Source organism: Sneathiella sp. P13V-1, assembly GCF_015143595.1.
In the GTDB taxonomy this organism is placed as follows: Bacteria; Pseudomonadota; Alphaproteobacteria; order Sneathiellales; family Sneathiellaceae; genus Sneathiella.
In genome coordinates this window covers 1-26,541 of sequence record NZ_WYEU01000004.1, presented here as the reverse complement: position 1 = coordinate 26,541, position 26,541 = coordinate 1, and the positions used below count along the sequence as shown (strand labels likewise).

At 47.3% G+C, this 26,541-nt stretch carries 24 protein-coding genes and 1 pseudogene; 8 read left to right on the top strand and 17 right to left on the bottom strand.

Annotated elements, in window-relative coordinates:
* Nucleotides 1-93: 93 nt before the first annotated feature.
* On the top strand, nucleotides 94-429 hold the full coding sequence (locus tag GUA87_RS15560) for a hypothetical protein (RefSeq protein WP_193717543.1): 336 nt from the start codon (nucleotides 94-96) through the stop codon (nucleotides 427-429).
* On the opposite strand, the gene GUA87_RS15555 is transcribed toward GUA87_RS15560, so the two are convergent.
* From GUA87_RS15555 to GUA87_RS15515, 9 genes and pseudogenes are all read right to left on the bottom strand, one after another.
* On the bottom strand, nucleotides 426-1,796 hold the full coding sequence (locus GUA87_RS15555; RefSeq protein ID WP_193717542.1) for an FAD-binding oxidoreductase: 1,371 nt from the start codon (nucleotides 1,794-1,796) through the stop codon (nucleotides 426-428). The two genes, GUA87_RS15560 and GUA87_RS15555, sit on opposite strands and share 4 nt — an antisense overlap.
* A 147-nt stretch (nucleotides 1,797-1,943) precedes the next feature.
* On the bottom strand, nucleotides 1,944-3,335 hold the full coding sequence (locus GUA87_RS15550) for an NAD(P)(+) transhydrogenase (Re/Si-specific) subunit beta (protein WP_193717541.1): 1,392 nt from the start codon (nucleotides 3,333-3,335) through the stop codon (nucleotides 1,944-1,946).
* 12 nt (nucleotides 3,336-3,347) lie between these two features.
* A pseudogene (locus GUA87_RS15545) lies at nucleotides 3,348-3,635 on the bottom strand (NAD(P) transhydrogenase subunit alpha); the annotation flags it as partial.
* 8 nt (nucleotides 3,636-3,643) lie between these two features.
* Entirely contained in the window at nucleotides 3,644-4,798 is a 1,155-nt protein-coding gene (locus tag GUA87_RS15540) for a Re/Si-specific NAD(P)(+) transhydrogenase subunit alpha (RefSeq protein ID WP_193717539.1), read from the bottom strand.
* 116 nt (nucleotides 4,799-4,914) lie between these two features.
* Nucleotides 4,915-5,043 (bottom strand): aa3-type cytochrome c oxidase subunit IV, encoded by a 129-nt coding sequence (locus tag GUA87_RS15535; RefSeq protein ID WP_193717538.1) that lies wholly within the window; start codon nucleotides 5,041-5,043, stop codon nucleotides 4,915-4,917.
* Nucleotides 5,044-5,210: 167 nt separating this feature from the next.
* The gene (locus GUA87_RS15530) at nucleotides 5,211-6,986 is read right to left on the bottom strand and encodes a M3 family oligoendopeptidase (protein WP_193717537.1); all 1,776 of its coding nucleotides are present in this window, start codon (nucleotides 6,984-6,986) and stop codon (nucleotides 5,211-5,213) included.
* Between the two features lie 47 nt (nucleotides 6,987-7,033).
* Nucleotides 7,034-7,489 carry a PaaI family thioesterase gene (locus tag GUA87_RS15525; protein WP_193717536.1) on the bottom strand — a complete coding sequence of 152 codons (456 nt, stop codon included), beginning with the start codon at nucleotides 7,487-7,489 and terminating at the stop codon, nucleotides 7,034-7,036.
* 2 nt (nucleotides 7,490-7,491) lie between these two features.
* Nucleotides 7,492-7,959 carry a PaaI family thioesterase gene (locus tag GUA87_RS15520; RefSeq protein ID WP_193717535.1) on the bottom strand — a complete coding sequence of 156 codons (468 nt, stop codon included), beginning with the start codon at nucleotides 7,957-7,959 and terminating at the stop codon, nucleotides 7,492-7,494.
* On the bottom strand, nucleotides 7,959-8,948 hold the full coding sequence (locus GUA87_RS15515) for an NAD-dependent epimerase/dehydratase family protein (RefSeq protein ID WP_193717534.1): 990 nt from the start codon (nucleotides 8,946-8,948) through the stop codon (nucleotides 7,959-7,961). Before GUA87_RS15515 ends, GUA87_RS15520 begins: the two co-directional genes overlap by 1 nt.
* A gap of 178 nt (nucleotides 8,949-9,126) precedes the next feature.
* On the opposite strand from GUA87_RS15515, the gene GUA87_RS15510 reads away from it, so the two are divergent.
* The 5 genes from GUA87_RS15510 (at nucleotide 9,127) to GUA87_RS15490 (ending at nucleotide 16,646) form a co-directional block, all read left to right on the top strand.
* Complete coding sequence (locus GUA87_RS15510) at nucleotides 9,127-12,594, top strand: indolepyruvate ferredoxin oxidoreductase family protein (protein ID WP_193717533.1); 3,468 nt, start codon at nucleotides 9,127-9,129, stop codon at nucleotides 12,592-12,594.
* A 79-nt stretch (nucleotides 12,595-12,673) separates the two neighbouring features.
* The gene (locus tag GUA87_RS18340) at nucleotides 12,674-12,883 is read left to right on the top strand and encodes a DUF1272 domain-containing protein (RefSeq protein WP_193717532.1); all 210 of its coding nucleotides are present in this window, start codon (nucleotides 12,674-12,676) and stop codon (nucleotides 12,881-12,883) included.
* Nucleotides 12,884-13,011: 128 nt separating this feature from the next.
* The gene (locus GUA87_RS15500) at nucleotides 13,012-13,473 is read left to right on the top strand and encodes a (2Fe-2S)-binding protein (protein ID WP_193717531.1); all 462 of its coding nucleotides are present in this window, start codon (nucleotides 13,012-13,014) and stop codon (nucleotides 13,471-13,473) included.
* A gap of 3 nt (nucleotides 13,474-13,476) precedes the next feature.
* Nucleotides 13,477-15,639 carry a xanthine dehydrogenase family protein molybdopterin-binding subunit gene (locus GUA87_RS15495; RefSeq protein WP_193717530.1) on the top strand — a complete coding sequence of 721 codons (2,163 nt, stop codon included), beginning with the start codon at nucleotides 13,477-13,479 and terminating at the stop codon, nucleotides 15,637-15,639.
* A gap of 77 nt (nucleotides 15,640-15,716) precedes the next feature.
* Complete coding sequence (locus GUA87_RS15490; protein WP_193717529.1) at nucleotides 15,717-16,646, top strand: helix-turn-helix domain-containing protein; 930 nt, start codon at nucleotides 15,717-15,719, stop codon at nucleotides 16,644-16,646.
* Here the strand turns inward: GUA87_RS15490 and GUA87_RS15485 are convergent.
* From GUA87_RS15485 to GUA87_RS15475, 3 genes are all read right to left on the bottom strand, one after another.
* Nucleotides 16,636-16,944 (bottom strand): hypothetical protein, encoded by a 309-nt coding sequence (locus GUA87_RS15485; RefSeq protein WP_193717528.1) that lies wholly within the window; start codon nucleotides 16,942-16,944, stop codon nucleotides 16,636-16,638. The genes GUA87_RS15490 and GUA87_RS15485 overlap by 11 nt on opposite strands.
* Nucleotides 16,945-17,008: 64 nt before the next feature.
* On the bottom strand, nucleotides 17,009-18,325 hold the full coding sequence (locus GUA87_RS15480; protein WP_193717527.1) for a 3-hydroxyacyl-CoA dehydrogenase family protein: 1,317 nt from the start codon (nucleotides 18,323-18,325) through the stop codon (nucleotides 17,009-17,011).
* A 97-nt stretch (nucleotides 18,326-18,422) separates the two neighbouring features.
* Nucleotides 18,423-19,583 (bottom strand): acyl-CoA dehydrogenase family protein, encoded by a 1,161-nt coding sequence (locus GUA87_RS15475; RefSeq protein ID WP_193717526.1) that lies wholly within the window; start codon nucleotides 19,581-19,583, stop codon nucleotides 18,423-18,425.
* A gap of 131 nt (nucleotides 19,584-19,714) precedes the next feature.
* Between GUA87_RS15475 and GUA87_RS15470 the strand changes: the two genes are divergently transcribed.
* Entirely contained in the window at nucleotides 19,715-20,659 is a 945-nt protein-coding gene (locus tag GUA87_RS15470; protein ID WP_193717525.1) for an AraC family transcriptional regulator, read from the top strand.
* Between the two features lie 28 nt (nucleotides 20,660-20,687).
* Here GUA87_RS15470 and GUA87_RS15465 read toward each other — a convergent pair whose 3' ends face one another.
* The 5 genes from GUA87_RS15465 to GUA87_RS15445 form a co-directional block, all read right to left on the bottom strand.
* On the bottom strand, nucleotides 20,688-21,104 hold the full coding sequence (locus GUA87_RS15465) for a hypothetical protein (protein WP_193717717.1): 417 nt from the start codon (nucleotides 21,102-21,104) through the stop codon (nucleotides 20,688-20,690).
* 126 nt (nucleotides 21,105-21,230) lie between these two features.
* Nucleotides 21,231-22,301, bottom strand: a complete 1,071-nt coding sequence (fbaA, locus tag GUA87_RS15460) for a class II fructose-bisphosphate aldolase (protein WP_321575924.1) — start codon at nucleotides 22,299-22,301, stop codon at nucleotides 21,231-21,233.
* Nucleotides 22,302-22,505: 204 nt separating this feature from the next.
* Nucleotides 22,506-23,312, bottom strand: a complete 807-nt coding sequence (locus GUA87_RS15455; RefSeq protein WP_193717524.1) for a glycosyltransferase family 25 protein — start codon at nucleotides 23,310-23,312, stop codon at nucleotides 22,506-22,508.
* Nucleotides 23,313-23,377: 65 nt separating this feature from the next.
* On the bottom strand, nucleotides 23,378-23,677 hold the full coding sequence (locus tag GUA87_RS15450; protein WP_193717523.1) for a DUF2312 domain-containing protein: 300 nt from the start codon (nucleotides 23,675-23,677) through the stop codon (nucleotides 23,378-23,380).
* 167 nt (nucleotides 23,678-23,844) lie between these two features.
* On the bottom strand, nucleotides 23,845-24,144 hold the full coding sequence (locus GUA87_RS15445; protein ID WP_193717522.1) for a DUF1244 domain-containing protein: 300 nt from the start codon (nucleotides 24,142-24,144) through the stop codon (nucleotides 23,845-23,847).
* Nucleotides 24,145-24,585: 441 nt separating this feature from the next.
* Between GUA87_RS15445 and GUA87_RS15440 the strand changes: the two genes are divergently transcribed.
* Nucleotides 24,586-26,541, top strand: a 1,956-nt coding sequence (locus GUA87_RS15440) for a hypothetical protein (protein WP_193717521.1), incomplete at its 3' end; no start/stop codon positions are given.

The window sequence follows — 26,541 nt, the reverse complement described above, 5'->3', positions numbered from 1 at the left end:
AGATAGCGGCTTTCGGTGTTTGTGTAAATTCAACTCGCTGAACTTCCGCTTTCTGTATATCATTTTATCATGAAATACTCTGGAGGGGTTCAGATGGAAATTACACTCGATTTCATTCGGCAGATGGTCATGTACACCACCATCGCCTTTACTGTCTTCATGGTCGCCATGGTAATCGTCTGGATTACCTTCAAGGGTCACCGTTTGTCCGGTGAAAGCCTTGCAAAAATCATCGAGCGAACAGAAATCCCTAAATTGGCGACAATCGTTTTGATCATTGTCGCCGTCACCTTCCTGGCCCTTCTGAAAATTATCGAAGGGGAAGCCGTCATCACCATATTAAGCGGCATCGCTGGATATGTGCTAGGTGGACGGGCCAGCGGTAAAGCTGACCGTCAAAAGCAGACACCTACGGCACAAAGCAGTTAAATAACTTTACCGGCATTGATGTTCCCGCCCATCGCCTTCACCAGTTGATGCATCAAGGCAATCTCTTCCGGGGACCTTGATGTGTGAAGAAAGGCTTTTTTCTCAAGGCCAATACCATGTTCCGCCGACAATGTGCTGTTTTGGTAGTCCGCAGCACATGCATACACAATTTGATCAATGCTCTCCCTCTTTGCGCCTGTCTCCTGATCGGCCCCCACCATAATGTGAAGGTTCCCGTCCCCCATATGGCCAAAGAAGAAAATGGAAACTTGCGGATACGCTTCGTTAATATTGGAGGTCAGTTCCTTGGCGTAAGCATCCATGTCTTTAAGCTCGAACCCGATATCATAAGTCAAACTGACAGGGAAACTTCCCATCAAGGCATCGCTATCCTCGCGGGATCGCCAGATACGCTGCTGTTCCGCGACTGAGTTTGCGAAGACAGCATCAACAACCAATTCATCTTCAAACGCTTTTTCCAGGAAGGATTGAAGGCGGCTATCCTCTCTGTCGACATCGGCCGCTGTTTCTATGATTCCATAAAGCGGATAATCATATGGCAACGGCACCGCCCCAAATCCCGGCTGCCCCGTTGTCACCCGATAATAATCCGCCCACATCGCCTCAAATGACAAAAGGTCAGACCCAAGTGCGGTCCGCGCCCTACCCAGAAGCTTTACCAAATCTTCGAAACTGTTTGTAGCGACCAGCGCCGTGTCTTCTTTCGCAGGCTTTGGATGGAGTTTAAGGGCAACCTTAGTCACCAACCCCATTTTCCCTTCGCTGCCAATGAACAACTGTTTGAGGTCAAAACCTGCGTTATTTTTCATCAACGTATTGAGGGAGGAAATAATGGTTCCATCCGAAAGGACGGCTTCCAGCCCCAGAATATTTTCCCGCATCATCCCATAGCGAAGAACACGAACACCGCCCGCATTTGTCGATGTCATGCCGCCAATGGTCGCGGAGCCGCGGGAGGGAATATCAACGCCAGGCATCATCCCAACCTCAGCCGCAGCCTCAATCGCGTTTTGAAGGGTCACCCCAGCTTCTACCACCATCACCATTTGGTCGGGATCAAGCCGCAGAACTTTGTTCATGCGCTCAAAACTGATGATCACATCACCAGCGTGACTAACAGTTCCCTCAACCAACCCGGTGAGACCACCATGAGGGACCAGCGCAACACCGGCGTCCTTCGCTGCCTTACAAACAGCAGACACCTCTTCAACAGTTTCGGGACGCACCAGCAATCCAGCATCATAAGCTTCGTGGCAATATGGGCTGTGCCTGTCAGTTATCTCCTCCCCCGTCAGAACATGAGCCTCCCCAACGATTTTTTGCAATTCACGGACTAGATCAGACACAGAAGGCTCCTTCATTAAATACTACATGGGCTTTCTTCTATTTACAGGACAGCTTCAATCCTGCCTAGTTCAGATGGTTTTTATGCATAAAAAAAGCCGCCGCAGTTTGACCTGCGGCGGCTTCGTTAGATCGTAATGACCGGTGGATTAGAGGGCTTTCACCACATCTTCCACCATCTTCTTGGCGTCGGCCAGAAGCATCATTGTGTTGTCTTTGTAGAACAGTTCGTTGTCGATACCGGCATAACCGGAAGACATGGAACGTTTTACGAAAAGAACGGTTCCGGCTTTATCCACGTCGAGGATCGGCATACCGTAAATCGGGCTTTGCGGATCATCACGGGCGGCTGGGTTGGTCACGTCGTTCGCACCTACCACAAGCGCCACATCGGCAGTTGTAAAGTCAGAGTTGATCTCTTCCAGTTCGAACACTTCATCATATGGCACATTTGCTTCGGCCAGAAGAACGTTCATGTGACCTGGCATACGGCCCGCAACCGGGTGAATGGCGTAAGCCACTTCAACACCTTCGGCTTTAAGCTCGTCCACCATTTCACGAAGCGCGTGCTGAGCTTGCGCCACAGCAAGGCCGTAACCTGGAACGATGATCACTTTACCCGCGTTCTTCATAATGAAGGCCGCGTCATCAGCGGAACCTGCTTTGTAAGGACGGTCAACCTGTTGACCACCTGAAGCCGCCGCATCATCACCACCGAAACCACCAAGGATAACGCTGAAGAAGGAGCGGTTCATCGCCTTACACATGATGTAAGAGAGGATCGCACCAGAGGAGCCCACGAGAGCACCCACAATGATCAACGCGGTGTTTTCAAGGGTAAAGCCGATACCTGCTGCCGCCCAACCAGAATAGGAGTTCAGCATGGACACAACCACCGGCATATCCGCACCACCAATTGGAATGATGATCAGGAAACCGATCAGGAAAGCCAATGCTGTCATTCCCCAGAAGATAGTTGGGTTCAGATCAATACAGAACCAGATGATCAAACCAACGATCGTCACACCAATCAGAAGGTTCAACATATGCTGACCTGGGAAGACAACCGGGTTACCTGACACAAGGCCCTGCAACTTGGTAAATGCAATCACGGAGCCTGAGAAGGTAATGGCACCAACAACGATACCGATGGCCATCTCAATACGGCTGAGAACAGTAAGTTCGCCGCCTTCGCCGACAATACCATAAGCTTCCGGGTTGTAGAAAGCCGCTGCAGCCACGAGAACCGCTGCCAGACCAACTAGTGAGTGGAAGGCCGCCACAAGCTGTGGCATGGCTGTCATGGCAATACGCTGCGCAATAACTGCACCGATGGCACCACCAACAACAATACCGCCGATAATCCATTCATATGACAAAACCGTTGGGTTCAGAATGGTCACGACGATGGCAATCCCCATACCCAGCATACCCATCAAGTTACCACGGCGGGAGCTCTCAGGAGAAGACAGTCCGCGAAGGGACAAAACGAAAAGAATAGCGGAAACCAGATAGGCAAGCGCCGTTAAATTAGCTGACACGTCTCGCCCCCCTTATTTCTGTTTTTTCTTGTACATGGCGAGCATCCGTTGCGTCACAAGGAAGCCACCAAAAATGTTTACCGAGGCCAAAACGATGGCAACGAAGCCAAAGATTTTAGCAAGATTAACCTCAGCCGGACCGGCCGCGATCAATGCACCAACGATAATCACAGACGAAATGGCGTTTGTAACCGCCATCAGTGGGGTATGCAGGGCGGGTGTCACGCTCCAGACCACGTAGTAGCCGACAAAGATCGCAAGAACGAAAATTGCCAACCGGAAAACTGTAGGATCTACTGATTCCATGATTAATTCCCCCCTTCAGTCAGAAGTGGATGGACAACTTTTCCATCACGTGTGAGGCCCGTACCCAGGATAATTTCATCTTCCCAATTCATTTCCAGCGCACCATTTTCTTTATTGATCATAGGCTGCAGGAAATTGAAAAGATTTTTGGCATAAAGGCTGGATGCGTCACTTGCCAGGCGGCTTGGAACGTTAATGTGACCAACGATTTTCACACCGTTATCTGTGACAACGATTTCGCCGACTTTAGACTGCGTCACGTTACCGCCAGCTTCAACAGCAAGGTCGATAATTACTGAGCCCGGCTTCATAACCGCGAGCATTTCATCTGAGATCAGAATAGGTGCTTCGCGCCCCGGAATAAGGGCCGTTGTAATGACGATGTCCTGCTTTTTGATATGTTCAAAAACAAGCTCTGCCTGTTTTTTCTTATATTCATCGGACATTTCCTTGGCGTAACCGCCTTCACCGTCACCGCTTTCATCACTTTCAACCATGATGAATTTACCACCAAGGCTTTCCACCTGTTCTTTAGTTGCCGCACGCACGTCGGTCGCCGTTACAACGGCACCCAGGCGCTTGGCTGTCGCAATAGCCTGAAGGCCCGCAACACCAACACCCATGATAAAGGCTTTAGCAGGTGCAATTGTACCCGCCGCCGTCATCATCATTGGCATCGCCTTGCCATACTCAGCAGCGGCATCAATAACCGCTTTATAGCCCGCAAGGTTGGATTGGGAAGAAAGAACGTCCATGGACTGTGCACGGCTGATACGCGGTACAAGTTCCATTGCGTGGGCTTCAATACCGGCATCGGCATACGCCTTCACCTGATCAGGATTCTGAACAGGTGCCAGTACAGAAATCAGGGTTGCCCCTTTTTTCATCAGGGATAGTTCATCTGGCCCGCCTTCGGCCTCGGTCAAAGGGCGCTGCACTTTCAAGATTACATCGGCGTCTTTCAGAGTTGCTGCGGCATCTCCGGCGATTTTCGCACCTGCGTCGATATATTCCTGGTCGGAGAAGGTACTGAGGCGACCTGCCCCCGTCTCTACTACGACTTCAGCTCCCAGACCCACAAACTTCTTTACAGTCTCCGGAGATGCTGCAACACGTTTTTCGTGTTCCCTCAACTCCTTCGGGATAGCGATCTGCATATTAGATCCTCTTATCGTTATATGTTTTAAGTGGGTTTGCTGACGCCCCTGTCTACGTCAAACAAAAAGTACCGCTTTCAACTGCGCCTGAAAGCGGTGAAAGATCAAACCTTAAATCAGGTAATGACCAGTACCACCACAACTGTGATGGCTGCGGCTAAAATTGTGCCCCATGTTGTCAGCTTAACAAAGGATGCATAAGAGCTTTGCTGAGCTTCAATATTCATGTTGCCGTGTTCCTGCATATTTCCTCTACCTTTAATAAAGTTAATCTCCACGTTGCATCGCAATATAGCAAAACCAGCGATCAGGGCAACAAAATGTAGTTAATCCGAAAATAGCCATAGAAAAACCCGGCTCTGTTTACAACAGAACCGGGCTCGTAAATGTTCTTATCCTAAGATGTTAGAGCTTATAATTCCTCCAACTCATCGATAAATCCTTCTATGACGCCAAGACCTTTTGACCAGAAGGAAGGATCAGAGGCATCCAGCCCAAATGGGGCTAGAAGTTCTTTGTGACGCAACGTTCCACCAGCACGAAGCATATCAAAATATTTGGCCTGGAAACCTTCATTACTATCCTGATAAACCGCATAAAGGGCATTTACCAGACAATCACCAAAGGCGTAGGCATAGACATAAAAGGGTGAATGGATGAAATGTGGAATGTAGGACCAGAAATACTGATACTCATCATGCATTTTAATGGCTGGGCCCAGACTTTCTTTTTGAACATCCATCCAAATCTCACCGATTTGATCCGGTGAAAGTTCTTCTTTGCGGCGCGCCTTATGCAGGCGAACTTCAAACTCGTAGAAGGCAATTTGGCGTACAACCGTGTTGATCATATCCTCAACCTTACCGGCCAACATGACACGGCGACGGGTTGGATCTGTCTCTTTTTCAAGCAATGCCCGGAAGGTAAGTTGTTCCCCAAAGACGCTGGCCGTTTCCGCAAGTGTGAGCGGTGTGTCCGACAAAAGCGCCCCTTGAGGCGCGGCCAAAACCTGATGCACTCCATGCCCAAGCTCATGAGCAAGTGTCATCACATCACGGACTTTACCCTGATAATTTACCAGCAGATACGGGTGGGCACTTGGAACCGTTGGATGGGCGAAAGCACCCGGTGATTTTCCTGGGCGAACCGAGGCATCAATCCAGGGTTTGTCAAAAAACTCCTGACCCATTGTCGCAAGCTCGGGTGAAAAACGACCGTAAGCTTCAAGCACTGTGTCCCGCGCCTCATCCCATGTGATCAGGCGATCATCATCTTCCGGGAGTGGCGCATTACGATCCCAGTAATCCAGTTTCTCCTGCCCCATCCACTTGGCTTTGAGCTTGTAATAGCGATGAGAAAGTTTCGGATAGGAGGCTTTCACTGCATCCGTCAATGCTTCAACAACTTCTGCTTCAACTTGATTGGACAAGTGCCGCATGGTCATCGGGCTTTCAGCTTTCCGCCATTCATCTTCAATGGATTTATCTTTTGCTAGGGTATTGGTGATCAGAGCGAAAAGACGGACATTTTCAGCGAAAACCTTACCAAGGCTTTTCGCGGCTTTTTTGCGGACAGCACCATCCTTGTCCGACAGCAGATGCAAAACTTCCTGTGATGCCAATTGCTGACCATCAAGATCAAACTTCAACCCCGCCATGGTTTCGTCAAACAAACGAACCCAGGAGCCGCGTCCGGAAACCGACTTTTCGTGAAGGAGTTTTTCGATATTGTCATCCAGCTGATATGGCTTGAGCACACGGATATTCTCAACCCAAGGCTGGTATTTTTGAAGAAGGCTTGAAGCCTCATACGCCTTCTGAAGTGCGTCTTCTTCCAGCTTATTTATTTCCAGCGTAAAGAACAACAAATCAGTGGAGATGTCATTGACCTTCTCCTGCAAGTTCTGGAAAAACTTACCGATTTCCGGGTCTGCCATGTCCCCCGCATACACAAGGTAGGCGTATGACATAATCCGTCCCAAAACCTCTTCGATTTGTTCATAGCGGACAATTGCAGCGCCAAGCGCTTCACCGTCCAGTGACCCCAGTTTTCCTTTAAACTCTTCTTGGAAAACACCAGCGTCATCCGCAGCGCTTGAAAGGTCAGTTTTAAGTTCCGTGCTATCGCGCCCCGGATATAGGTCGGACAAATCCCACTCAGGCAGATTTGCTAATCCCTGTTCAGACATTGATTTTTCGCTCCATCATGTGTCGGAGATTTATAGATATGTAGTTTTTATTCACTCACAAGAAAGTTCGCATTTGCTGTGGCAACCGGCTTGCTGCGATCATCCTGCCAGGCACGCACGCGAATATTCATCACGCGGCGACCAGGTTTTGTGATCACAGCCTCTGCATAGAGATCAGTTACCTTGGCAGAGCGGAGATAATCTGTTGTAAATGTGATAATTTTAGGAAGTGTTTTTATGTCCTGACTGACAATCACATGGATCAGTGCGGTACTCTCCATAAATGCACCGACAACCCCGCCATGGATCGCAGGAAGTACAGGGTTTCCTGTGAATTTTTTATTTTGAGGAAGATGGCAGATCATCTGACCGTTTTCATCCTCTTCAACGGTCATCCCTAGATATTTTAGATACGGAATGGAATCAGCGATGGAAGCATAATCGTTATTGGCTTTAGCTTCCAAAATCGCGTTCAGGAATTTTTCTTGATCAACTGTCGCCATGATTAACCCACCTTCTTTGTCATTTCGCTGAGGGGCGGTGTTGGGGTGGATTGCAGCATAAAAGTACTTACGCTATTTGCGATCGGATCTTCCACATCATCGTGATAAGCAACCGCTTTTACAAAAGCAATCTGTCTGGTAAGACGATAACATTCTGCACGCGTCAAAACATCACGTTCTGGTTCCGCGGCTTTTAGATAATCAATCCTGAGATCCAATGTCGCAATTGGAAGATATGCCTGTTTTTTTGCATAAACACACATGCCGGACGCAGTATCAATCAGTGTGGTGATAATTCCGCCATGCAAGACCCCTGATACAGGATTTCCAACAAAGCGTGTATCATATGGCAATCGCATAACAACAGCGGAACCATCAATTTCTTCCAGTTTAATGCCGATATCCGAACAATGCGGGATACCGGTGTCGATGATATGCTGTATCTGCTTCACATCAAATGGCAATGACATCAGAACTTGTCCTTAAAATATGTTTTGTACCATTCCACAAATTTGGGAATACCGTCAGACAATTTCGTTGTCGGGGCATAACCAACATCCCGTGATAATGGATCAATATCTGCAAAAGTTTCCTTAACATCACCCGGTTGCATGGGTAGAAACTCCAGATTGGCTGTCACGTTCAAGGCCTTTTCCAGATTATGGACCAGTTCCATTAAAGGCTCGGAACGATGGTTTCCAATATTGTAAATCCGGTAGGGCGCGCCGCTCTCGCCTTCGTCTTTTGGTGGGTTACTTAGCACCTTTACAACCCCACTGACAATATCGTCAATATAGGTAAAGTCGCGCTTCATTTCCCCATTGTTAAATATCTTTAGTGTCTTTCCAGCAAGCAGGGCTTCTGTAAATGACCAGTAAGCCATATCAGGCCGCCCCCACGGTCCGTAAACGGTAAAGAACCGAAGACCTGTGGTCGGAAAACGATATAAATGGCTATAGGAGTGAGCCATCAATTCATTGGATTTCTTTGTCGCCGCATACAGGGAGACCGGATGATCCACCTGTTGATCTGTCGAATAGGGAAGAACCTTGTTCCCCCCATAAACAGAGCTGGAACTTGCATAAACCAAATGCTCCAGCTTCTTGTTATGACGGCAATATTCAAGAATAGTGAGGAAACCATCCAGATTGGATCGTGCATAAGAAAACGGATTTTCCAAACTGTATCGGACACCAGCCTGAGCCGCCATATGGGCCACTTTGCTAATGTCCGGTATCGTGTTCATTTCCGTTAGAAAGGTCTCAGAATCGCTGATATCAATTTTGTGGAAACTGAAGTTTTCATATTCTTGAATCCGCCCTAAGCGAGCTTCCTTCAACCGGACATCATAGTAATCCGTCAAATTATCCACCCCAACCACGACCTCACCGGCGCGCAAAAGATATTCGCAGACATGCATTCCTACGAACCCTGCTGCACCTGTAACGAGAATTGCCATCGTTTTTCCGTGATAATTGAGATGAATTTTCTATTCAGAAACCCTTATTCCACGCAAAAGTCAAAATTTTATTACGAGTAATTTTCTTTCGAAATGTCAGCAATGTTGACCTTAATTGAAAATGGTGCTATTTTTCATATATTACATAATACAAATCTGAGCTTTGGGAGTTGATGTTATGGCGCTTGCTAACGTCTCGCTGGATGACAAGTACAAGCTGGAAGAAGGTCGTGTTTTCCTGACCGGTATTCAGGCTCTGGTTCGCTTACCCTTGATGCAGAAAGAGCGGGATCGTGCCGCTGGTCTGAATACTGCAGGTTTTATTTCAGGTTACCGTGGCTCTCCTTTGGGTGGGTACGATCAGGCGCTTTGGAAAATTCGCCCATACCTGAAAGAGAATGACATCCATTTTGAACCCGGGATCAATGAAGATCTGGCTGCAACAGCTGTATGGGGTAGCCAGCAGCTGAACATGTACAAAGGAGCCCAGTATGATGGCGTCTTCAGCATGTGGTACGGCAAAGGCCCAGGTGTTGACCGGACTGGTGATGTGTTCCGCCACGCAAACTCCAATGGCACATCTAAGTTTGGCGGTGTATTGGCGCTCGCAGGTGATGACCACGGAATCGTATCGTCTACCGTTGCGCACCAAAGTGAACATGGCTTCATGAGTTGGATGATGCCAGTATTGCATCCTGCCAGTGTTCAGGAAGTTCTGGATTATGGTCTTCTTGGCATTGCGATGTCCCGCTATTCAGGCCTTTGGGTTGGTTTTAAGTGTATTTCAGAAACCATCGAAGGCGGCGCGTCCGTTTATGTAGGACCAGATCGCGTCAATGTGAAACTTCCAGATATTGAGCTTCCAGCAGGCGGCCTCAACATTCGACCAAATGATAACCGGTTCGAGCAGGAAGAACGCCTCACCAAACATAAAATCTATGCTGCCCGGGAATTTGCCCGGGTGAACGGCCTTGATAAGGTCGTCATGGATTCGCCAAAACGCCGTTTTGGTATTGTCACTACAGGTAAAGCCTACCTGGATGTCCGTCAGGCCCTTCGTGACCTTGGTATTGACGATGCTCAAGCTGCAGATATTGGACTTACCGTTTATAAAGTTGGGATGCCTTGGCCAATGGACCCTACTGGTATCCGTCAGTTTGCTGAAGGGCTGGAAGAGGTTCTGGTCGTCGAAGAAAAGCGCGCGCTTGTTGAAAACCAGATGAAGGAACAGCTTTACAACTGGGATACGGCTGTGCGTCCTAGGATAATTGGTAAATTCGATGATCTTGGAAATGTTATTTTTTCTTCAGCTGGGGAACTAACTCCTGCAAGTGTTGCTCGTGTTATCGCCGCCCGTATTGATAAGTTCTACACTTCTGAATCCATCCAGAACCGCTTGAAATTTCTGGACCGAAAAGAAGAGCAACTCAATCAAACTCCTGCGAAGCTAACCCGTACACCTTTCTACTGTTCGGGTTGCCCGCATAACCGCTCAACTGTTGTTCCAGATGGCAGCCGTGCTGTTGCCGGCATTGGTTGTCACTATATGGTGACGTGGATGGATCGTAAGACCACCGAGTTTACCCAGATGGGCGGCGAAGGTGTCCCTTGGGTTGGTCAGCAACATTTCACAGACGAAACGCATATCTTTGCAAACCTTGGTGATGGCACGTATCATCACTCCGGCTTGCTTGCTATTCGTCAGGCGATTGCGGCAAAAGCCAACATCACATACAAAATTCTATACAACGATGCCGTTGCCATGACAGGTGGCCAGCCACTTGATGACCAACTGACACCATGGCAAATCGCCCAGCAGGTTGCTGGTGAAGGTGTCAAGAAAATCAAAGTGGTTTCCGACGAGCCAAACAAATACAGCTCTGATATTGAATGGCCAAAAGGCACGACTTTTGATCACCGCGATGATCTGGATGCTGTCCAAAAAGAACTTCGTGAAATCGAAGGAGTTACCATTCTCCTCTACGATCAGACATGCGCAGCTGAGAAACGCCGTCGTCGTAAACGGGGGCAGTTCCCGGACCCAGCGAAACGCGTGATCATCAACGATCTTGTCTGTGAAGGGTGCGGTGACTGTTCAGTTCAGTCCAACTGTATCTCTGTGGAACCGCTGGAAACTGAGTTTGGCCGCAAACGGATCATCAACCAATCCACATGTAACAAGGACTTTTCCTGTGTGAACGGTTTCTGCCCTAGCTTTGTCACCATCGAAGGCGGTGAACTTCGCAAACCTGCAGGAAGTGAAAATGCAGATCCATCGGCGGATCTGCCAATGCCGCAACCCATTGAGCTTAAAAACCCGTATCGCATTCTGATCACTGGTATTGGTGGTACAGGTGTTGTGACCATCGGTGCACTGATGTCAATGGCGGCACATTTGGAAGGTAAAGGCGTCACGGTTCTGGATCAGGCTGGCCTCGCCCAAAAAGGCGGTGCAGTGACCAGCCACGTTCACATTGCACCTGAGCCAGAAAATATCAGCGCCGTTCGCATTCCAGCGGGCCGTGCAGACCTTCTGATCGGTTGTGACATGGTGGTTGCAGGATCCTACGATTCTCTTGCAAAACTGGATCGCGGTGTTGCAAACGCAGTGGTAAACGCACATCCAGCGCCAACAATGGACTTCACACTGAACCCGGATGCCCCTTTCCCGGTTGCTGATACGATCCAGACCATTAAAGATGCGGTTGGTGATCAGGCATGTCACCTTGTAGATGCCAACGAGATTGCAACGACACTAATGGGCGACTCCATTGCGACGAACCTGTTTATGGTCGGGTATGCCTTCCAGAAAGGTTTTATTCCGCTTTCCATGGAAGCTTTGCTGAAAGCCATTGAACTTAACGGTGTAGCTATCGACTTCAACAAACAGGCCTTTGCTTGGGGACGTAAGATGGCGTTTGATCCAGAGGGCGTCTTAGAAGAAGTAAACCGTTTGTCAGGGCCAAAATTCATCACTCCACCAACGGAAAATCTGGATGAAATGATCGCCCGCAGAGAAGCATTTTTAACAGATTACCAAAATGCGGCTTACGCAAAACGCTATCGTGATCTTTTAAACAAAGTGATCTCTAAAGATGAGCAGTTTGGCGATGACAAAGCACTAACAGAAGCCGTTGCCAAGTCCCTGTTCAAGCTGATGGCCTACAAGGATGAGTATGAAGTTGCACGTCTTTATGCGGACACCAGCTTCACCAAGCGGGTTGAACAGATGATGGAGGGGGATTACACCCTAAAGTTCAATCTGGCACCACCTCTATTTGCCAAAAAAGACGCAAATACAGGTCACATGGTGAAATCTGAATATGGACCTTGGATGCTGAAAGCCTTTAAACATCTTTCAAAATTCAAGTTCCTGCGCGGCACGCCCTTTGACCCGTTTGGATATTTGGAAGAGCGCAAAGAAGAGCGCCGCCTCATTCAAGAATTTGAAGGTGATCTGACAAAACTTTTGGATGGCCTGAACGAAGACAACTACGCCATTGCCGTTGAAATCGCAGAACTACCAATGAAGGTTCGCGGTTATGGTCATGTGAAAGAAAAAGCTGTCGATAGTTTCCACAAACAGCGCCAGCACATGATGGAGCAGTTTAACAATCCATCGTTGCTCGCAAAAGCTGCTGAGTAAATTGGACCTGAGATCTAACGACAATTGGATCTAAAGCAAAATCCTTCGCTGTCCTATAGTGACGGCGGAGGATTTTTTTATGCTGAAACTAAAACCAAATTGCGAGACATGTGAAACCCCACTGATCAATGGGGAAGCGGATGCTTACATCTGTACCTTTGAATGCACCTTCTGTGCGCCTTGCACAGAAAACCAACATAAAGGGATTTGCCCCAACTGCGGTGGTAACTTGGTCCTCCGCCCCACTCGTCCGGGCAAATACATGGAAAACAACCCACAGACCAACTAAGCTGCGGGTTCATTTTTGACGCGCCTCGTCAAAAAGTGTTCGTAATATGTAAAATCGTCTATTCCTTTACGGCGGTCTCCTCTCCACATTCTAATGCATACTAATTTGTCTGAGACTGCGAGGATGGTATGCAATACGAGATAAAAATAAACGGGGAAAAGAAGAAGGTTGAGGCCGAGCCAGGCACGCCGCTTCTGTGGGTGATCCGGGATGAACTGGATCTCACGGGTACAAAATTTGGGTGTGGTGTTGCATCTTGTGGATCTTGCACTGTTCATCTGGATGGGGAGCCCGTGCGATCCTGCCAAACCGCGATCGAAGATGTCTCCGAACAATCAGTAACAACAATTGAAGGCGTAAACAGTAAAGTTGCAAAAGCTGTTCAAGACGCATGGCGTGAGGAAGATGTTGTTCAATGTGGTTACTGCCAATCAGGACAGATTATGTCCGCCATTGGGTTGCTAACCGAAAACCCTTCACCGTCAAAAGACGACATCAACGAGTATATGAACGGCAACGCCTGTCGCTGCGCTACATATGTTCGCATTACCCGAGCTATTGAACGCGCATCACAGAAATTGGAGGCTTAAGTCATGAAAACAAATATTTCACGTCGCGGCTTTCTGAAATCTGCTGCAACCGGTTCCGCTGTTCTTGTTGTTGGCCTGAATGCCAAAGGTCTTCTGGCGGCAGGAAATGAAACAACTGACATAAACCCGTTCGTCAAAATAAACGGGGATGGAACAATTACCGTTCTTCTAAAACATTTTGAAATGGGTCAAGGTACGACAACAGGATTAACCACACTAGTTGCAGAAGAGTTGAACGCTGACTGGAGTAAGGTGAAAACTGAGTTTGCCCCTGCGGATAATACAAAATACGCAAATCTGTTTTTCGGTATGCAAGGTACTGGCGGATCTACAGCGATTGCCAACTCCTACATGCAATATCGCCAAGCCGGGGCTGCGGCGCGCCACTTGCTGATCGAAGCCGTAGCGAAAATGTGGAAAGTAAACCCTGCTGAAGTGCGCATTGAAAACAGCATCTTGATGCATGGTAATCATAAAGCCCATTTTGGTGAGTTTGCCGGTATGGCAGCGCAAATGACTGCCCCGGAAAAGCCTACTCTGAAAAGTAGCGCTGACTTCAAACTGATTGGAAACCCCAATCTTGGTCGGAAAGATTCCCACTCAAAAACAAACGGCACCGCGACTTTTGCCATTGATGTAAAAGTTCCAGGCATGGTTTACGCTGCCATTAAAAGAAGTCCCAAATTTGGGGGCACCGTCAAATCATTTGACCACAACGAGGCAAAATCTGTTGGCGGTTTCATTGACGCGAAAGAACTTCCAAACAAAGCGGGTGTTGTCGTTTTCGCGAAAAATACCTGGGCAGCGTTTCAAGGCAGAGATGCCCTAACTGTGGAGTGGGATTTTTCAAACGCAGAAACCCGCAGCAGTGACGCTATTTCCGCCGACATGAAAAAACTGACGGCGACACCAGAATATAATGTCCGCAAAGGCATGACGAACGATCAGGTGGAAGCCGGTTTTACTGGCGAAGACGACATTATCGAAGCATCCTTTGAATTTCCTTTCCTTGCCCATGCACCAATGGAGCCGGAAAATTGTGTGATTGAACCAACTGACAATGGTGTTCTTATCCATGATGGGTGCCAATTCCCTGCCCTTACTCAGCCAGTTGTCGCGCAGGTTCTGGGGCTGAAACCTGAACAGGTTGAAATTAACACTGTCTATGCCGGTGGTTCCTTCGGGCGCCGCGCAAACCCAACGTCGGATTATCATATGGAAGCTGCGTTGGCCTTCGCGCTTTTGGGGCAAACTACGCCAGTTAAACTTGTGTGGAGCAGAGAAGACGATATCCGCGGTGGTTACTATCGCCCTGTCGCGCGCCACGAAGCAAAGATTGCATTGAATAAAGACGGTAGTCTCAAAGGATGGAGTCATCGGGTCGCCTGCAAATCTGTCGTGAAAGGTACTGCTTTTGAAGCCGCGTTGGTCCACGAAGGCGTTGATCATACATCAGTCGAGGGCATTGCAGATTCCCTTTACCAGATCCCTGATTTTGCTGTCGGCCTCAGTGATGTGAAATCTCAAGTCTCAACGCTTTGGTGGAGATCAGTAGGCCATACCCATACAGCCTACGCTATGGAAAGCCTGATGGATATGGTCGCGGAGAAAACCGGGAGAGATCCAATTGATCTGCGTCTGTCACTTCTGAATAAGCAAGACCCTAAGCAGGCGCGATTTGCAAATGTCATCGAAACACTGAAAGAGAAATCAGGGTGGGTTTCAGGAAACAAACGAGGTTTTGCAGCTCATTTCTCGTTCAACAGCTATGTGGCTGCTGTGGCCGATGTAACCGTTACGGATAATCAGGTTCATGTGGACCGTATCCATGTCGCCGTCGATTGCGGCACTGCCATCAATCCTGATGTGATTAAAGCACAGATGGAAGGCGGCGTTGGTTATGGCCTGGGGGCGATCTTCCACAGTGAAATCACCTTAAGTGACGGAGAAGTAGATCAAAGTAACTTCCCGGACTATCCAACCCTTCGCATTAACGAAATGCCTGAAATTATCGTGCATATCGTTCCTTCTACGGAGGCACCGACCGGCGTGGGCGAACCTGCCGTGCCACCTACTGGCCCGGCAGTCGCGAATGCTATTTACGCAATCACTGGCAAACGGATTACGGAGCTACCATTTGCCAAGGCTGGCTTCGAGTTTATTTAGGCCTTTTGTGACGGACGTGGCTTACACCGCGCCCGTCACCATATACAGTGTTCAAAGTTACTCATGCAGAGGTAGCCATGTCCGATCAGCATTTTCATTTCCACAATATCGCAGATTTCTGTGAGTTTATGGGGGGCAACAAACCAGAGAACCCGCATCTGTTCGTCAAATTTCAGGACGAGCAAGTATCCAATGTTGCGTGTCAAGTGGGCTGCATGGGAGAGGTGAGTTATTCCACTGACTTCTATATGATCGCGGTAAAAAACATTATTGCGGGTGATGTCTATTATGGGCGCACCAAATACGACTTCTCTAACGGATCAATGATGTTTCTGGCCCCCCGTCAAAGACTGAAAATGTCCAACGTGGTGATCTCCTCTCATATGGGAATGATCCTGGTGCATGAAGACTATCTTCAAGGACACAAAATGCGGGATGTGTTCAAAAACGCCGGATTTTTCTCTTATGCCGTCAACGAAGCTTTGCACCTATCACCGCGAGAAGAGAGCCAAATTCGCATGTTGATGCATGGGATTAATGATGAGTATCAAAATAATCAGGATGAATATAGTAAGGACCTTATCCTGTCTCAATTGGATACATTGTTAAAATATGCAAAGCGCTATTACTCCCGTCAGTTCCTAAACCGCAAGGAGTTATCTAACGAGATATTGGTGAGCTTCGAGCAGGTATTGGCTGAGCTGTTTGAACCCACATCAAGTTCTCAAGTTGCTGTTCCTAAAATTGATGATATCGCAAGCCGAATGGGAATTTCATCACGCTATTTAAGTGATACGTTGAAATCTGTAACTGGAATGGCCGCGCAGGAACATATTCACTTATACCTGCTGGATGAAGCGAAGAACCTATTGCTACAACCCAATATCTCTGTCTCTCAAGTGGCCTATCAACTCGGTTTTGAATACCCGCAGTATTTCTCCAGGCTGTTCAAGAAAAAGGTAGGGGTCAGCCCAAAGGTTTATCAAAGCCAAAGTGCTATTCACTGATTTGTGCTTGCGCCGCTTTTTTCTTGGCCTTCTTCTTTTTCTTCCTTTGTTTTTTGAACAATGGCTCCAACCCAACAGATAAGCTGCGGATAAGACGGGCTGTTTCCATATTCATCTGGATCCGATCCAGATTTCCTGTGGCGGCATCTTCATGACGCCTAGCCGCAGCTTTCAGTAGTCGCTTCACATCCTTTTCGCTCAACACGCCTTTCATCACACACTCCTGCAGTAGGAGTTCGGTGATGGTCAATGCGGCAAAGCCGGTTGTATCAACTGAAAATTTCTGCATGTCGGTCAATAAAAAAGGCCGCCCTTAAGAGGCGACCTTCTTCACTTAATAGTTGCAGAAATAATTTCAAGAACTACTCTGCAGGAACAGCTTCCCATTTACCATCCAATGTCAGATATTCAGATCCATCATTGCGGTAGAAACTTTCAGCACCTGCATCTTTCAGTACTTTCAGCATAGCTGGCAATTCACTGCCTTCTGCTTCAAGTTTCGCAATAACTTTTGCTGGTGAAAGTTGATCAAGAAGTTCAAATGGACCTTTCGCCCATCCAAAGCCCCAACGCATAGCGCGGTCGATGTTCACAACATCATCTGCAATTTCAGGGATCAGATCCGCTGCATACAATAATGTTCCGCCCATAACATCCCAAACAAGCTTGCTTTCAGCATCATCGCCGAAGAATACCTGTTCAGTTGTTTGTTGCTCAGTAGTCAATTCGACAGCTTCCTGAGGGCGCCAGTCCTGCTTCACCAGATCAAAGATCTCTTTGCTTTTGGTGCCATCTTCGGCAATATTCAAACGGTAGAAACCACCTTTAACTTTACGGCCAAGCTGCTTGCGTTCCAGCATTGCCTGCTCTTCCGGTGGGAAAGAGGTAAAGCCACGTCCAACGTCACCCTCTGGCAGGTTTACTTCAAGGTTTTTGCCGACCAGGTCCATGATATCCAAACCAATCAAATCGATCAGACCATAAAGACCGGTTGGCGGAAGGCCCACAGGTTTGCTGAGAAGCGCATCAACTTTTTCCATCTGCATACCAGACTGGAGCGCCGCACGGGATTTATGCAGGCCGGACAACATAAAGAAACAGCCGATCCGGTTACCGATGAAATTTACAGTGTCTTTGGCATAAACAACACCTTTGCCCAGCTTCTGAGCGCAGAAATCTGCCAGTGCTGTTGTCACGTCTTCCGTCGTATCTTCACCCGGAATAAGTTCCATCAGGCGCATGATTTTTACTGGGTTAAAGAAGTGCGTAACTACAATGTCTTTGCGAAGACGCTCTGGCATACCTTCGCTAATATCTTTCAGTGGGATACCGGATGTATTTGTGGAGACAACAGAACCCTCGCTGCGAAGGGGTTCCAGTTTGGCAAACAAATCACGTTTAGTGTCTACATCTTCGATAATGGCTTCGCAGATCCAATCATAATCCGCGATTTTCGCCAAATCATCGCCAAAGCTACCCAATTTGATACGATTAGCAGATTCAGGATTTTCAAATGCCGGCGGACGAATATTTTTCATACGATCCAGAGATGCTTTTGCGGCTTCCATTGTAACATCCAACAACAGAACATCAGCACCCGCATCAGCAGATGCTGCCGCAATACCAAGACCCATAGTACCGCCACCGAGTACCGCGACGGATTTTACTTCACGTGTCATGTCTAACCTCAAAACTTAAATAGGACCGCACAAGCAGCCAAAATTCGATGTCATGACTAACATTTGAAGCCAAACATTTAAACAGAAATATTATGTATTAAAGCTGTGACGTATCTGTTTCCACATCAAGGAACAATCGCCCTGTAAGTTCCAATGTCATCTCCCCCACCATCATATGCTGCTGTGCTACGTGAATATCCCTGAAATATCGCTGTAGCGGACTTGTCTCGTAGACAGAACTTCCCCCGGCCAATGTATACATTTCAGTGACGACCTCTACGCATTGCATGACCGTGTACGTCAGCGCCAAACGCAGATCTCTTCGCGCTTCTACGGAAAGCTCAGATGAGGTTTCTGCTTCGCTCCAGATTTTTCGAATTTCCTCATACATCAAGCTGCGGGCCGCCCGATATTTCGCCGTTGCAAGCGCCATCCTAATCTGCGTGCTGGACCTCATGGCAAGAGGTTTGCGGCTGCCTTGCGGGGTTTTGGCGATTGCGATGTCTGTCAGTTCATCAAGCGACGCTTTTGCAAGCCCAAGAGCTACGGCTGCAATCCCAATGGCGAGGAAACCAAAGGCTGGAAAGCGATGTACCGGTGTATCCGGTGTGTGCTTTGAAAAAAGTGTAAAGGCGCGGCTTTCTGATACAAATAAATCTTTAGTTTGAAAGTCCGTAGATCCGGTTCCTTTCAAACCAGACACGTGCCAAGTATCAAGAACATCCACATCCTTCACATCTAACAGGAACATTCTCTGGTCCGGCAGACCTTGTGGCGTTTTCTGTATTCTTCCGTCCAGGTCAACAACGAACCCGCCAGCCGAAATGAAAGTGGAATTGCGGATACCGGATCCCCACTGCCAACGCCCTGACAGGCGATATCCTTTCACTCCGTCTTTCTGATCAGGAAAAGCCCGGCCCATCGGGGCAAAGACTCCGGCCGTTATATCTGTTTGTTCTTTGAAAACAACATTTACTTCTTCCGTCGGTAGGTTCATGTAGGAGAGGGCTGAAGTGATCCCGATAAACAAAACCCATGCGGTAGACCCATCAAGGGTCGCCACATATTCAGTTAGCTGCGCATAATCTTCTGCAGTCCCTGAAAGACCGCCGTAAGCCTCTTCATTACATAAACGATACAGACCCTGCTCGGCGAGCTTACGAACGATATCCTGAGAGACATAGCCCTGCTTTTCAAACTCCCCAGCCCTTGTTTTTATTTCTTCGGCTAATGGTTCCACCAGATTGATGAATGACATTTTCCTCTCCCTCTTGTTTTTAAAAATAGTTTCTTCATATACTTCTTAAAATAACAGGGCATTTACGGACAAAATTGTTGGCAAAAACGGACAAAATTAAATATTTAGCGTTTGAACATAGGCTTTTTCAGGTGCTTGTCTCTCGTGGGGAGGATGGAGGTAAGATCAGGAGACATCTGAAGCACATATCCCCCAATCGGTTGGAAAGACTACGCTATCTCGCTGGAATAGCTGTAAAACTGACCGACGATCCATGCCTTGCAATAGACACAGGTCAGCTCGTTTCACTCGCCTCCTATGGTATTTTGGGTTACAGCTTCATGCAAAGCCGAAGCCTTGAGGAGCTATATATACAGGTCAAAAAAAACATGTGGGTGCTTGACCCAACAGAAAAGAACGCATTGAAATTGTCACAACCTGAAGGTCGATATGTAATCTCTTACGAGAACCCTCCTCACTGGCCTGAAGTCCCTTACTTCTACATAGACCTATTCTTCTCCGCTCTTCTCCACCAATCGCGAGAACTCTCAAGAAAAAACCTTGATGGTGCCGTATTATATTTGAAACGCCCAGCGGAACACATTCCTCCCACCTATTCAAAAAAACTGGGAATTGAAGTTATTGGAAACTCAGAAACGGATTTGTTAATTTTGCAGAAGGAAACAGTAAGAGAAACCTTTCCTGACACGCATCTTTTTCATTCTCCCTCTTTTTACTCCCATTGCGATGTCTTGCTTGGCGGTATGAAAAAAGAAAGCACCCTCGTTGAGAAGGTCAGGCATAGCCTCTTGGGCCATTCCGGCAGGGCAGACCTTGAAACAATTGCGACAGAATTTGGGATGAGCAGTCGTACCATGCGGCGACACTTAACCACCCTTGGGACCAGTTTCAGGCACATTCAAAAAGAGTTACTGGTTCACATCTCAAAAGAGTATTTGGCGAACACACCACTTTCTATTGCCGACATAGCGGAGCTGATTGGATATCATGATGCCCCCACCTACTCACGTGCGTTCAAGCAGATTACCGGCCACACACCCGCTGAGTTCAAAAAACAAAAGCCCGCCAAAGAATGACGGGCTTTAATTTCATCTGGACAATGGATTAGGCTTCTGCTTCAGCCTTTACGGTTTCCAAAAAGTCTTTCAAAATCTCCAGAGTAATCCGAGAGGAAGGGAACTCACCTTGTACTTTCTCTAGGATCTGCTCTGCGTTATCCCCATTTCCATGACATTCCAAAATCAGGTTTTGAATTTCCTTGCGGCGAATACGGGTTTTCGCGACAGCGATCCGCACTGCTGCATCTTTCGCCTCCAGCAGTTTTTGAAGGGCCACCATTTTCTGTGGGTGATGTGGTAATTGCTCAACCAGAGAATTTGCCAGCTTATTAAACGGCATACTTATGCCCTGCAGCCCTTCTGGCAGATGCTTATAATCAAAGAAAGAAAGCATGTCTTCATAAGGTGCCCTCGCAAGCTGTGCCTGCCGATCAGCAATCCCTTCTGGGGCTTTTTTAGCCATTTCAAACTCCGCTGTTAGCTATTGGATTAGCATCCATATAGCGCCCCAAGTTTTACAGTAAAGTTAATACCAATAAAAAAAGGGGCACATCTCGCACCCCTTTTCAAATTTTTACCAAAAACAGATTTACTCAGCGACAGACTTGCCAGTTGCGTTGAGCTCCTCAAATGCTTGAGTAAGGCGCGTGACCATGCTTTCTTCACCCATGCGCAGCCATTTACGAGGGTCATAAAGCTTCTTCAGCGGCTGTTCTGTTTCAGGGTGAATCTGGTGCTTGAAAGCCACCATATTTTCTTCGGCAAACTTGCCAACGCCTTCCGCAAAAGCAAACTGAGTATCTGTATCGATATTCATTTTGAACACGCCATACTCAATCGCATCACGGATCGCAGAAAGCTCGGATCCAGATCCACCGTGGAAAACAAGATCAAGTGGCTTATCCCCAAGGCCACGCTCTTTTGCGACCATCTCCTGAGAAGATTTCAAAATCTCTGGGCGAAGTTTGACATTACCGGGTTTGTAGACGCCATGGACATTGCCGAAAGAGGCCGCTACCGAGAAATGACCAATTTCATTAAGCGCGTCATATGCAGCCAGCACGTCTTCTGGCTGCGTGTAGAGTTTGCTGTTATCAATAGTGTCGATATCGCTACCCACACCATCTTCTTCACCGCCAGTGATACCAAGCTCAATTTCAATGCTCATGTCGAGTTCAACGGCACGTTTAAGGAGGCGCGCAGATTCTGCAAGATTTTCTTCAAGTGGTTCTTCAGACAGATCGACCATGTGAGAACTGAACAGTGGTACACCGTTTTTCTTTTTGTAATCTGCACCGCGGTCGATCAACGCATCCACCCAAGGGATAAGTTTACGATTAGCATGGTCAGTGTGTAGAACAGCACAAATGCCGTAATGCTTTGCGAGCAAGTGAACATGCTGCGCGGCAGAAACTGCACCCAGGATCATCGCTTCGTTAGCATCTGGAGCGCCCTTACCTGCGTAGAAACCAGCACCACCATTGGAAAGCTGGATGATAACATCACCACCGTTTTTCGCGGCTGCTTCCATCACGGCGTTGATGGAATCTGTGCCCACAACGTTAACGGCAGGCAACGCGAAGTTATTGTCTTTACAGTTCTTGACAAGCTTTTGATATTCTTCACCAAAAACCACACCAGCAGGTAATTTCAAGCTCACGTTTCTAATCCTCTTCTTCTCACAACTGAATGCGCATCAACCAAACGGGTGCGCTAAATATTTTAGTTTTTCGGCAGTCGCCGCAGCTATCTAGTGACTTATACTTGCTTCTCAGCAGGCAATAGAGCTGTCACAGGTCATCGTCAATTTAAAGAAATTTGCCCTTTTCTAATCATTTTCTCTAAAAAGGTCCACTGTCAGAATTCATATTCTCCAGTTTCGACGATCTGCTTGCTTCTTTTTAGCAAAATACCACCTCGAGCGAATGGATGAATTAACTTTGAAACAAAACCGGAAAACCGGAAATATTAACCGTTTAAAGCCTGACACTGTTATTTCTTTGTCAAATCTCGTTTCTCCGATCGTGGAAGGGATTTCCAAATCTGGGGAGACCGGAGACGGTTTTGTCACGAGCACATCAAGACCCGTCTCCCAATGTCTTCCGTGTATAATATCTATCTGAACAGAGTTGCGTTTCGTATTGTTATAGAGAACTTCAGCTGCTCTGCTTGTTACCAGATAAGCGTACGCTCCCCCGGGGATCCCCCTCACTCTCGCCAGTGAATAAGTCTCTGTCAACTGTTTGAGAATGCGATACGGAGCCTTGAAAATCTTCTTTCTATCAAGAAATCGGATCATATCCCATTTCTTGGATTCTCGAACTAGCGCTTCTAAAACGTCCGGAAAATCTTCTTTAAAGTGAGTATCATCTTCCAATATGAGCGTTAGAGGTATTCGCTCATCGGTTATTTTTCTATAGATTGCACGATGGGAGAGTATGCAGCCGATCTCGCCAATAGACAAATCTCGCCCAAAATAAAGTCTGCGCTTTTCCCCATCATATTCTGGAACAGAATAAGCGTCTATTTGATGACCATCAACAGCCTCGAAAAATTCGAATTCAAGACCTAAGTCCCCCAATCGTTTGGACATGTTTGCACGCCGTTCAGCATCTTTTTTGCGATTAATTACAAATATCTGTAATTGATCTGATACGGGGTGTTTTTGCATATCTCATTCAAACTGAAAAACTGTCAATGCCTCTTGTCTAGCGCAGGAGGACTCCAAAATCTTCGTTAAAAGGCATCACCTTCTGGAGGCATGTCATCCTGTTCTGATGGCCCGGCTTCTTCCAGCATCCCCAGAGCGTGCTTATACAAGTCGATCATATATTCCTGCTCCTGGTAATCCGCCTTGTCCATTTTTCTAAGACGGAGGATGGCCCGCATCGCCTTGACATCGAAACCCGTCCCTTTTGCTTCCGCAAAGATTTCTTTAATATCGTCAGCAATAGCCTTTTTTTCTTCTTCCAAGCGCTCGATCCGCTCAATGTAGGAGCGCAAATGATCTGCAGCGACGCCACCAACGTCGGGCATAAGTCACCTCATGAATTCAGGTTAGTAAATGATTGGCTATCGTGTAGCCTTATTTTGCAAAAATCTCCACTATTTTTCAGTGGAAACTAGACATTCTTGGCAATTTCCAACCACAACTTTCACCAGAGGTCAAAAATCCGCCTGCCCAACACATAAATGGTAAAGTCTTATTTGTGATCTGGATGGCTTTCTTTGAACTTTTCCATCTGCTCTGTTGACGCCTCTATTTGGTATTTTTCTTTCCAGTCATCATAGGGCATTCCATACACTACTTCTCTAGCCGCTTCCTTATCCATTGGTATCCCTCTCTCGTCTGCCGCTTCCTGATACCAGCGGGACAAGCAGTTTCTACAAAATCCCGATAAGTTCATGAGGTCTATATTTTGTACATCTGTCCTATCTTGAAGATGGGCTACAAGCCTTCTAAAGGCTGCTGCTTCCAATTCCAGTTGATTTTGATTTGACATTGCTAACTCCCAGAAAAATCCTGCCTCAAAAACATGCAGATGAATATACACTGTGTCCGTAACTTTTGAAGCCTTCTAATCGCAAATTCCCGGTCAATTTTTTTAAAATTTTCTGTGATTCGTATCAACTTCCCAAAATCCTGAAAATGGCAGAAAAAAGCCTCCCCAGAAAGCCAAATAAGGTTAATAAACCCTTAACAAAACAATCGTTAAGTATTTGTTTACTATACATTTTATGCGTTCTTTAACGTGCCATAGTCTATTTGAGCGATATCAGAGGATTTTAAGCAAATTGGATGTTCTCTTCGTCATACATATAGGTGATGAAGCCTTTTATTCCGAAGCGCTAAAATTCTGAGATAGAGATCTACCACATTTGAATAAGTACCAGTGAAATTCCCATAATGTGTGGTTGGAGTGATTAAGTCAGGAGCGACTAAGATGGCTAGTGATAGCAACAAGCAACTCATCACAGTATCAAATTCAAACTCAACAGTGAGCGTTGAAGCTGGAGCAATTGTCCAACTCCCCTACTCTGGAGCAGAGGAAGTCATCTTCACTCAAAACGCTGGCAATCTGGTTATAACCCCGTTGGGAGGGGACAACCAGATTGTGCTAGAAAACTTCTTCGTACGTGAGGAGGGAGACGCAGGCTCATCAATTCAGTTCTCGGAAAATGGTACTCTCCTGTCTGTCGAAGAAATCATCGCAAATCTGGAAAACTTTGATCCAGCGGCAATCGCTCCTGCTGCTGGTGGTGCTGGTGGCGGTGACGGCGGCGGCGCGTCATTTGACCCATATGCTGACGATGGTATCGGTGATGGCATCGGCATCGAAGATCTGCTCCCTCCTACTGACCTGGAATTCACAGAACCTGAAGAACTCGAAGAACGCTCCGGCGACACACCGGACGGCACAATCACAGTTACATTTATCTCAGACGATCCTGAAGGGGAACTGGGCCCAATCGAAGGTGGTTATGAAGACTGGCAACCATATCAAAATGAAGGCAGCAGTTATACTGTCCCCATGCAGATGGTTGTTGAGTTTACGCCTGATGACAATGAAGTATTAAACTTCATCACTATCTCAAATATTCCTGAAGGCGCTAAAATCTTCATCGGCGGCACAGGGGCAGCCAATGAAGGTACCATAATTGATGGTGAAATCACCATCTTGGCACCGGGCGGCGTCCTTCCTGATCTCTTCCTGCTACCTCCGGCAGATTCAGACAACGATATCACCTTAAACATTCAAGCAGATATCACTGACCCTGAGGGCGGTGACGGTGTTATTTCTGGAAGTGGTACTGCAATCATCGATGCGGCAGCAGACCGCCCGGATCTCGATGTAGATGGCAACTTCATGTATGGTGACGATATTGAAAGTGACTTCTCACAAGAAGAACGCCTTATTCAATATCCTGAGATGAACATCTCTTGTACTCCTGAAGATACCAACATTAGTTTCGACATCAACGTTCAGTTTGGCGACAATGTTGATGGCTCAGAAACGCATGTTGTCACGGCGACAGTTCCCGCTGGTTGGACTGTAGTGGACTCACAAGGCGGTGTTTGGACACCTGGCGGGGATGGTACTGGCGGCACTTTAACATATGACGTTGCAGTTGGTGTTGGCGAAACAGGTGCCCTTAATGTCTCTCCTGTTCTATCCGCACCAGAAGACTACTCCGGTTCTGAGACGGTTACTGTTACTGCGACAGCCTCTGAAACTGCTTCTGACGAAGAACTCTCACTTTCCAACAACCAAGCCGTTGTTCAAGAAAATATTGACCTCAATATAACTGTAGTTGCAGACACTCCGGTGATTGAACTCACTGGTACGACAACTGTAGATCTTCAATCTGGTGTTTATCTAGTTAAAGAAGACAACTCTGTTGATATTGGCTTTAAAGCCTCCACAGGTGAATATGCGAAAAGTGGTGAAGATGCGGACGGTTCTGAAAACCTCACATCTGTTGTTATCACGGGCCTGAAAGGCTGGGATGTCAACACAACTGAATTGAACGGCAATCCTGATATTGACACTATTGATTTCAATGGTGCTACGCTCACCATCACATTTGTTGATGGTGTAGAAACATTCTCTACATCTTCTATTTCTGTCACTCCACCAGAAGACAGTGATTATGACCTCTCCCAATTGGGTGTAGCTGTCTATGTGGAAGACACAGGCGTAAATTGTTTTGGGGATACCCACATTGACACCAATTCATCATCTACAACCAGCTCAATTATCGTTGATGCGGTGCTGGACGAGTATGCGGATGTGGAAAGCTCTACCCTTGCCAATATCACAGAGGGCGAAGCTGTTCAGGAAGTCTCCCTTGGTCTTTCTGCCACCCTTGCAGATGCGGGCTTCGCTCAGTCCCTGGAC

Coding starts and splice junctions, on each gene's coding strand:
- GUA87_RS15560 (WP_193717543.1), top strand. CDS start 94: ATGGAAATTACACTCGATTTCATTCGGCAGATGGTCATGTACACCACC.
- GUA87_RS15540 (WP_193717539.1), bottom strand. CDS start 4,798: ATGCAGATCGCTATCCCGAAGGAGTTGAGGGAACACGAAAAACGTGTT.
- GUA87_RS15535 (WP_193717538.1), bottom strand. CDS start 5,043: ATGCAGGAACACGGCAACATGAATATTGAAGCTCAGCAAAGCTCTTAT.
- GUA87_RS15530 (WP_193717537.1), bottom strand. CDS start 6,986: ATGTCTGAACAGGGATTAGCAAATCTGCCTGAGTGGGATTTGTCCGAC.
- GUA87_RS15525 (WP_193717536.1), bottom strand. CDS start 7,489: ATGGCGACAGTTGATCAAGAAAAATTCCTGAACGCGATTTTGGAAGCT.
- GUA87_RS15520 (WP_193717535.1), bottom strand. CDS start 7,959: ATGTCATTGCCATTTGATGTGAAGCAGATACAGCATATCATCGACACC.
- GUA87_RS15515 (WP_193717534.1), bottom strand. CDS start 8,948: ATGGCAATTCTCGTTACAGGTGCAGCAGGGTTCGTAGGAATGCATGTC.
- GUA87_RS15510 (WP_193717533.1), top strand. CDS start 9,127: ATGGCGCTTGCTAACGTCTCGCTGGATGACAAGTACAAGCTGGAAGAA.
- GUA87_RS18340 (WP_193717532.1), top strand. CDS start 12,674: ATGCTGAAACTAAAACCAAATTGCGAGACATGTGAAACCCCACTGATC.
- GUA87_RS15500 (WP_193717531.1), top strand. CDS start 13,012: ATGCAATACGAGATAAAAATAAACGGGGAAAAGAAGAAGGTTGAGGCC.
- GUA87_RS15495 (WP_193717530.1), top strand. CDS start 13,477: ATGAAAACAAATATTTCACGTCGCGGCTTTCTGAAATCTGCTGCAACC.
- GUA87_RS15490 (WP_193717529.1), top strand. CDS start 15,717: ATGTCCGATCAGCATTTTCATTTCCACAATATCGCAGATTTCTGTGAG.
- GUA87_RS15480 (WP_193717527.1), bottom strand. CDS start 18,325: ATGACACGTGAAGTAAAATCCGTCGCGGTACTCGGTGGCGGTACTATG.
- GUA87_RS15475 (WP_193717526.1), bottom strand. CDS start 19,583: ATGTCATTCATCAATCTGGTGGAACCATTAGCCGAAGAAATAAAAACA.
- GUA87_RS15465 (WP_193717717.1), bottom strand. CDS start 21,104: ATGGCTAAAAAAGCCCCAGAAGGGATTGCTGATCGGCAGGCACAGCTT.
- GUA87_RS15455 (WP_193717524.1), bottom strand. CDS start 23,312: ATGCAAAAACACCCCGTATCAGATCAATTACAGATATTTGTAATTAAT.
- GUA87_RS15450 (WP_193717523.1), bottom strand. CDS start 23,677: ATGCCCGACGTTGGTGGCGTCGCTGCAGATCATTTGCGCTCCTACATT.
- GUA87_RS15445 (WP_193717522.1), bottom strand. CDS start 24,144: ATGTCAAATCAAAATCAACTGGAATTGGAAGCAGCAGCCTTTAGAAGG.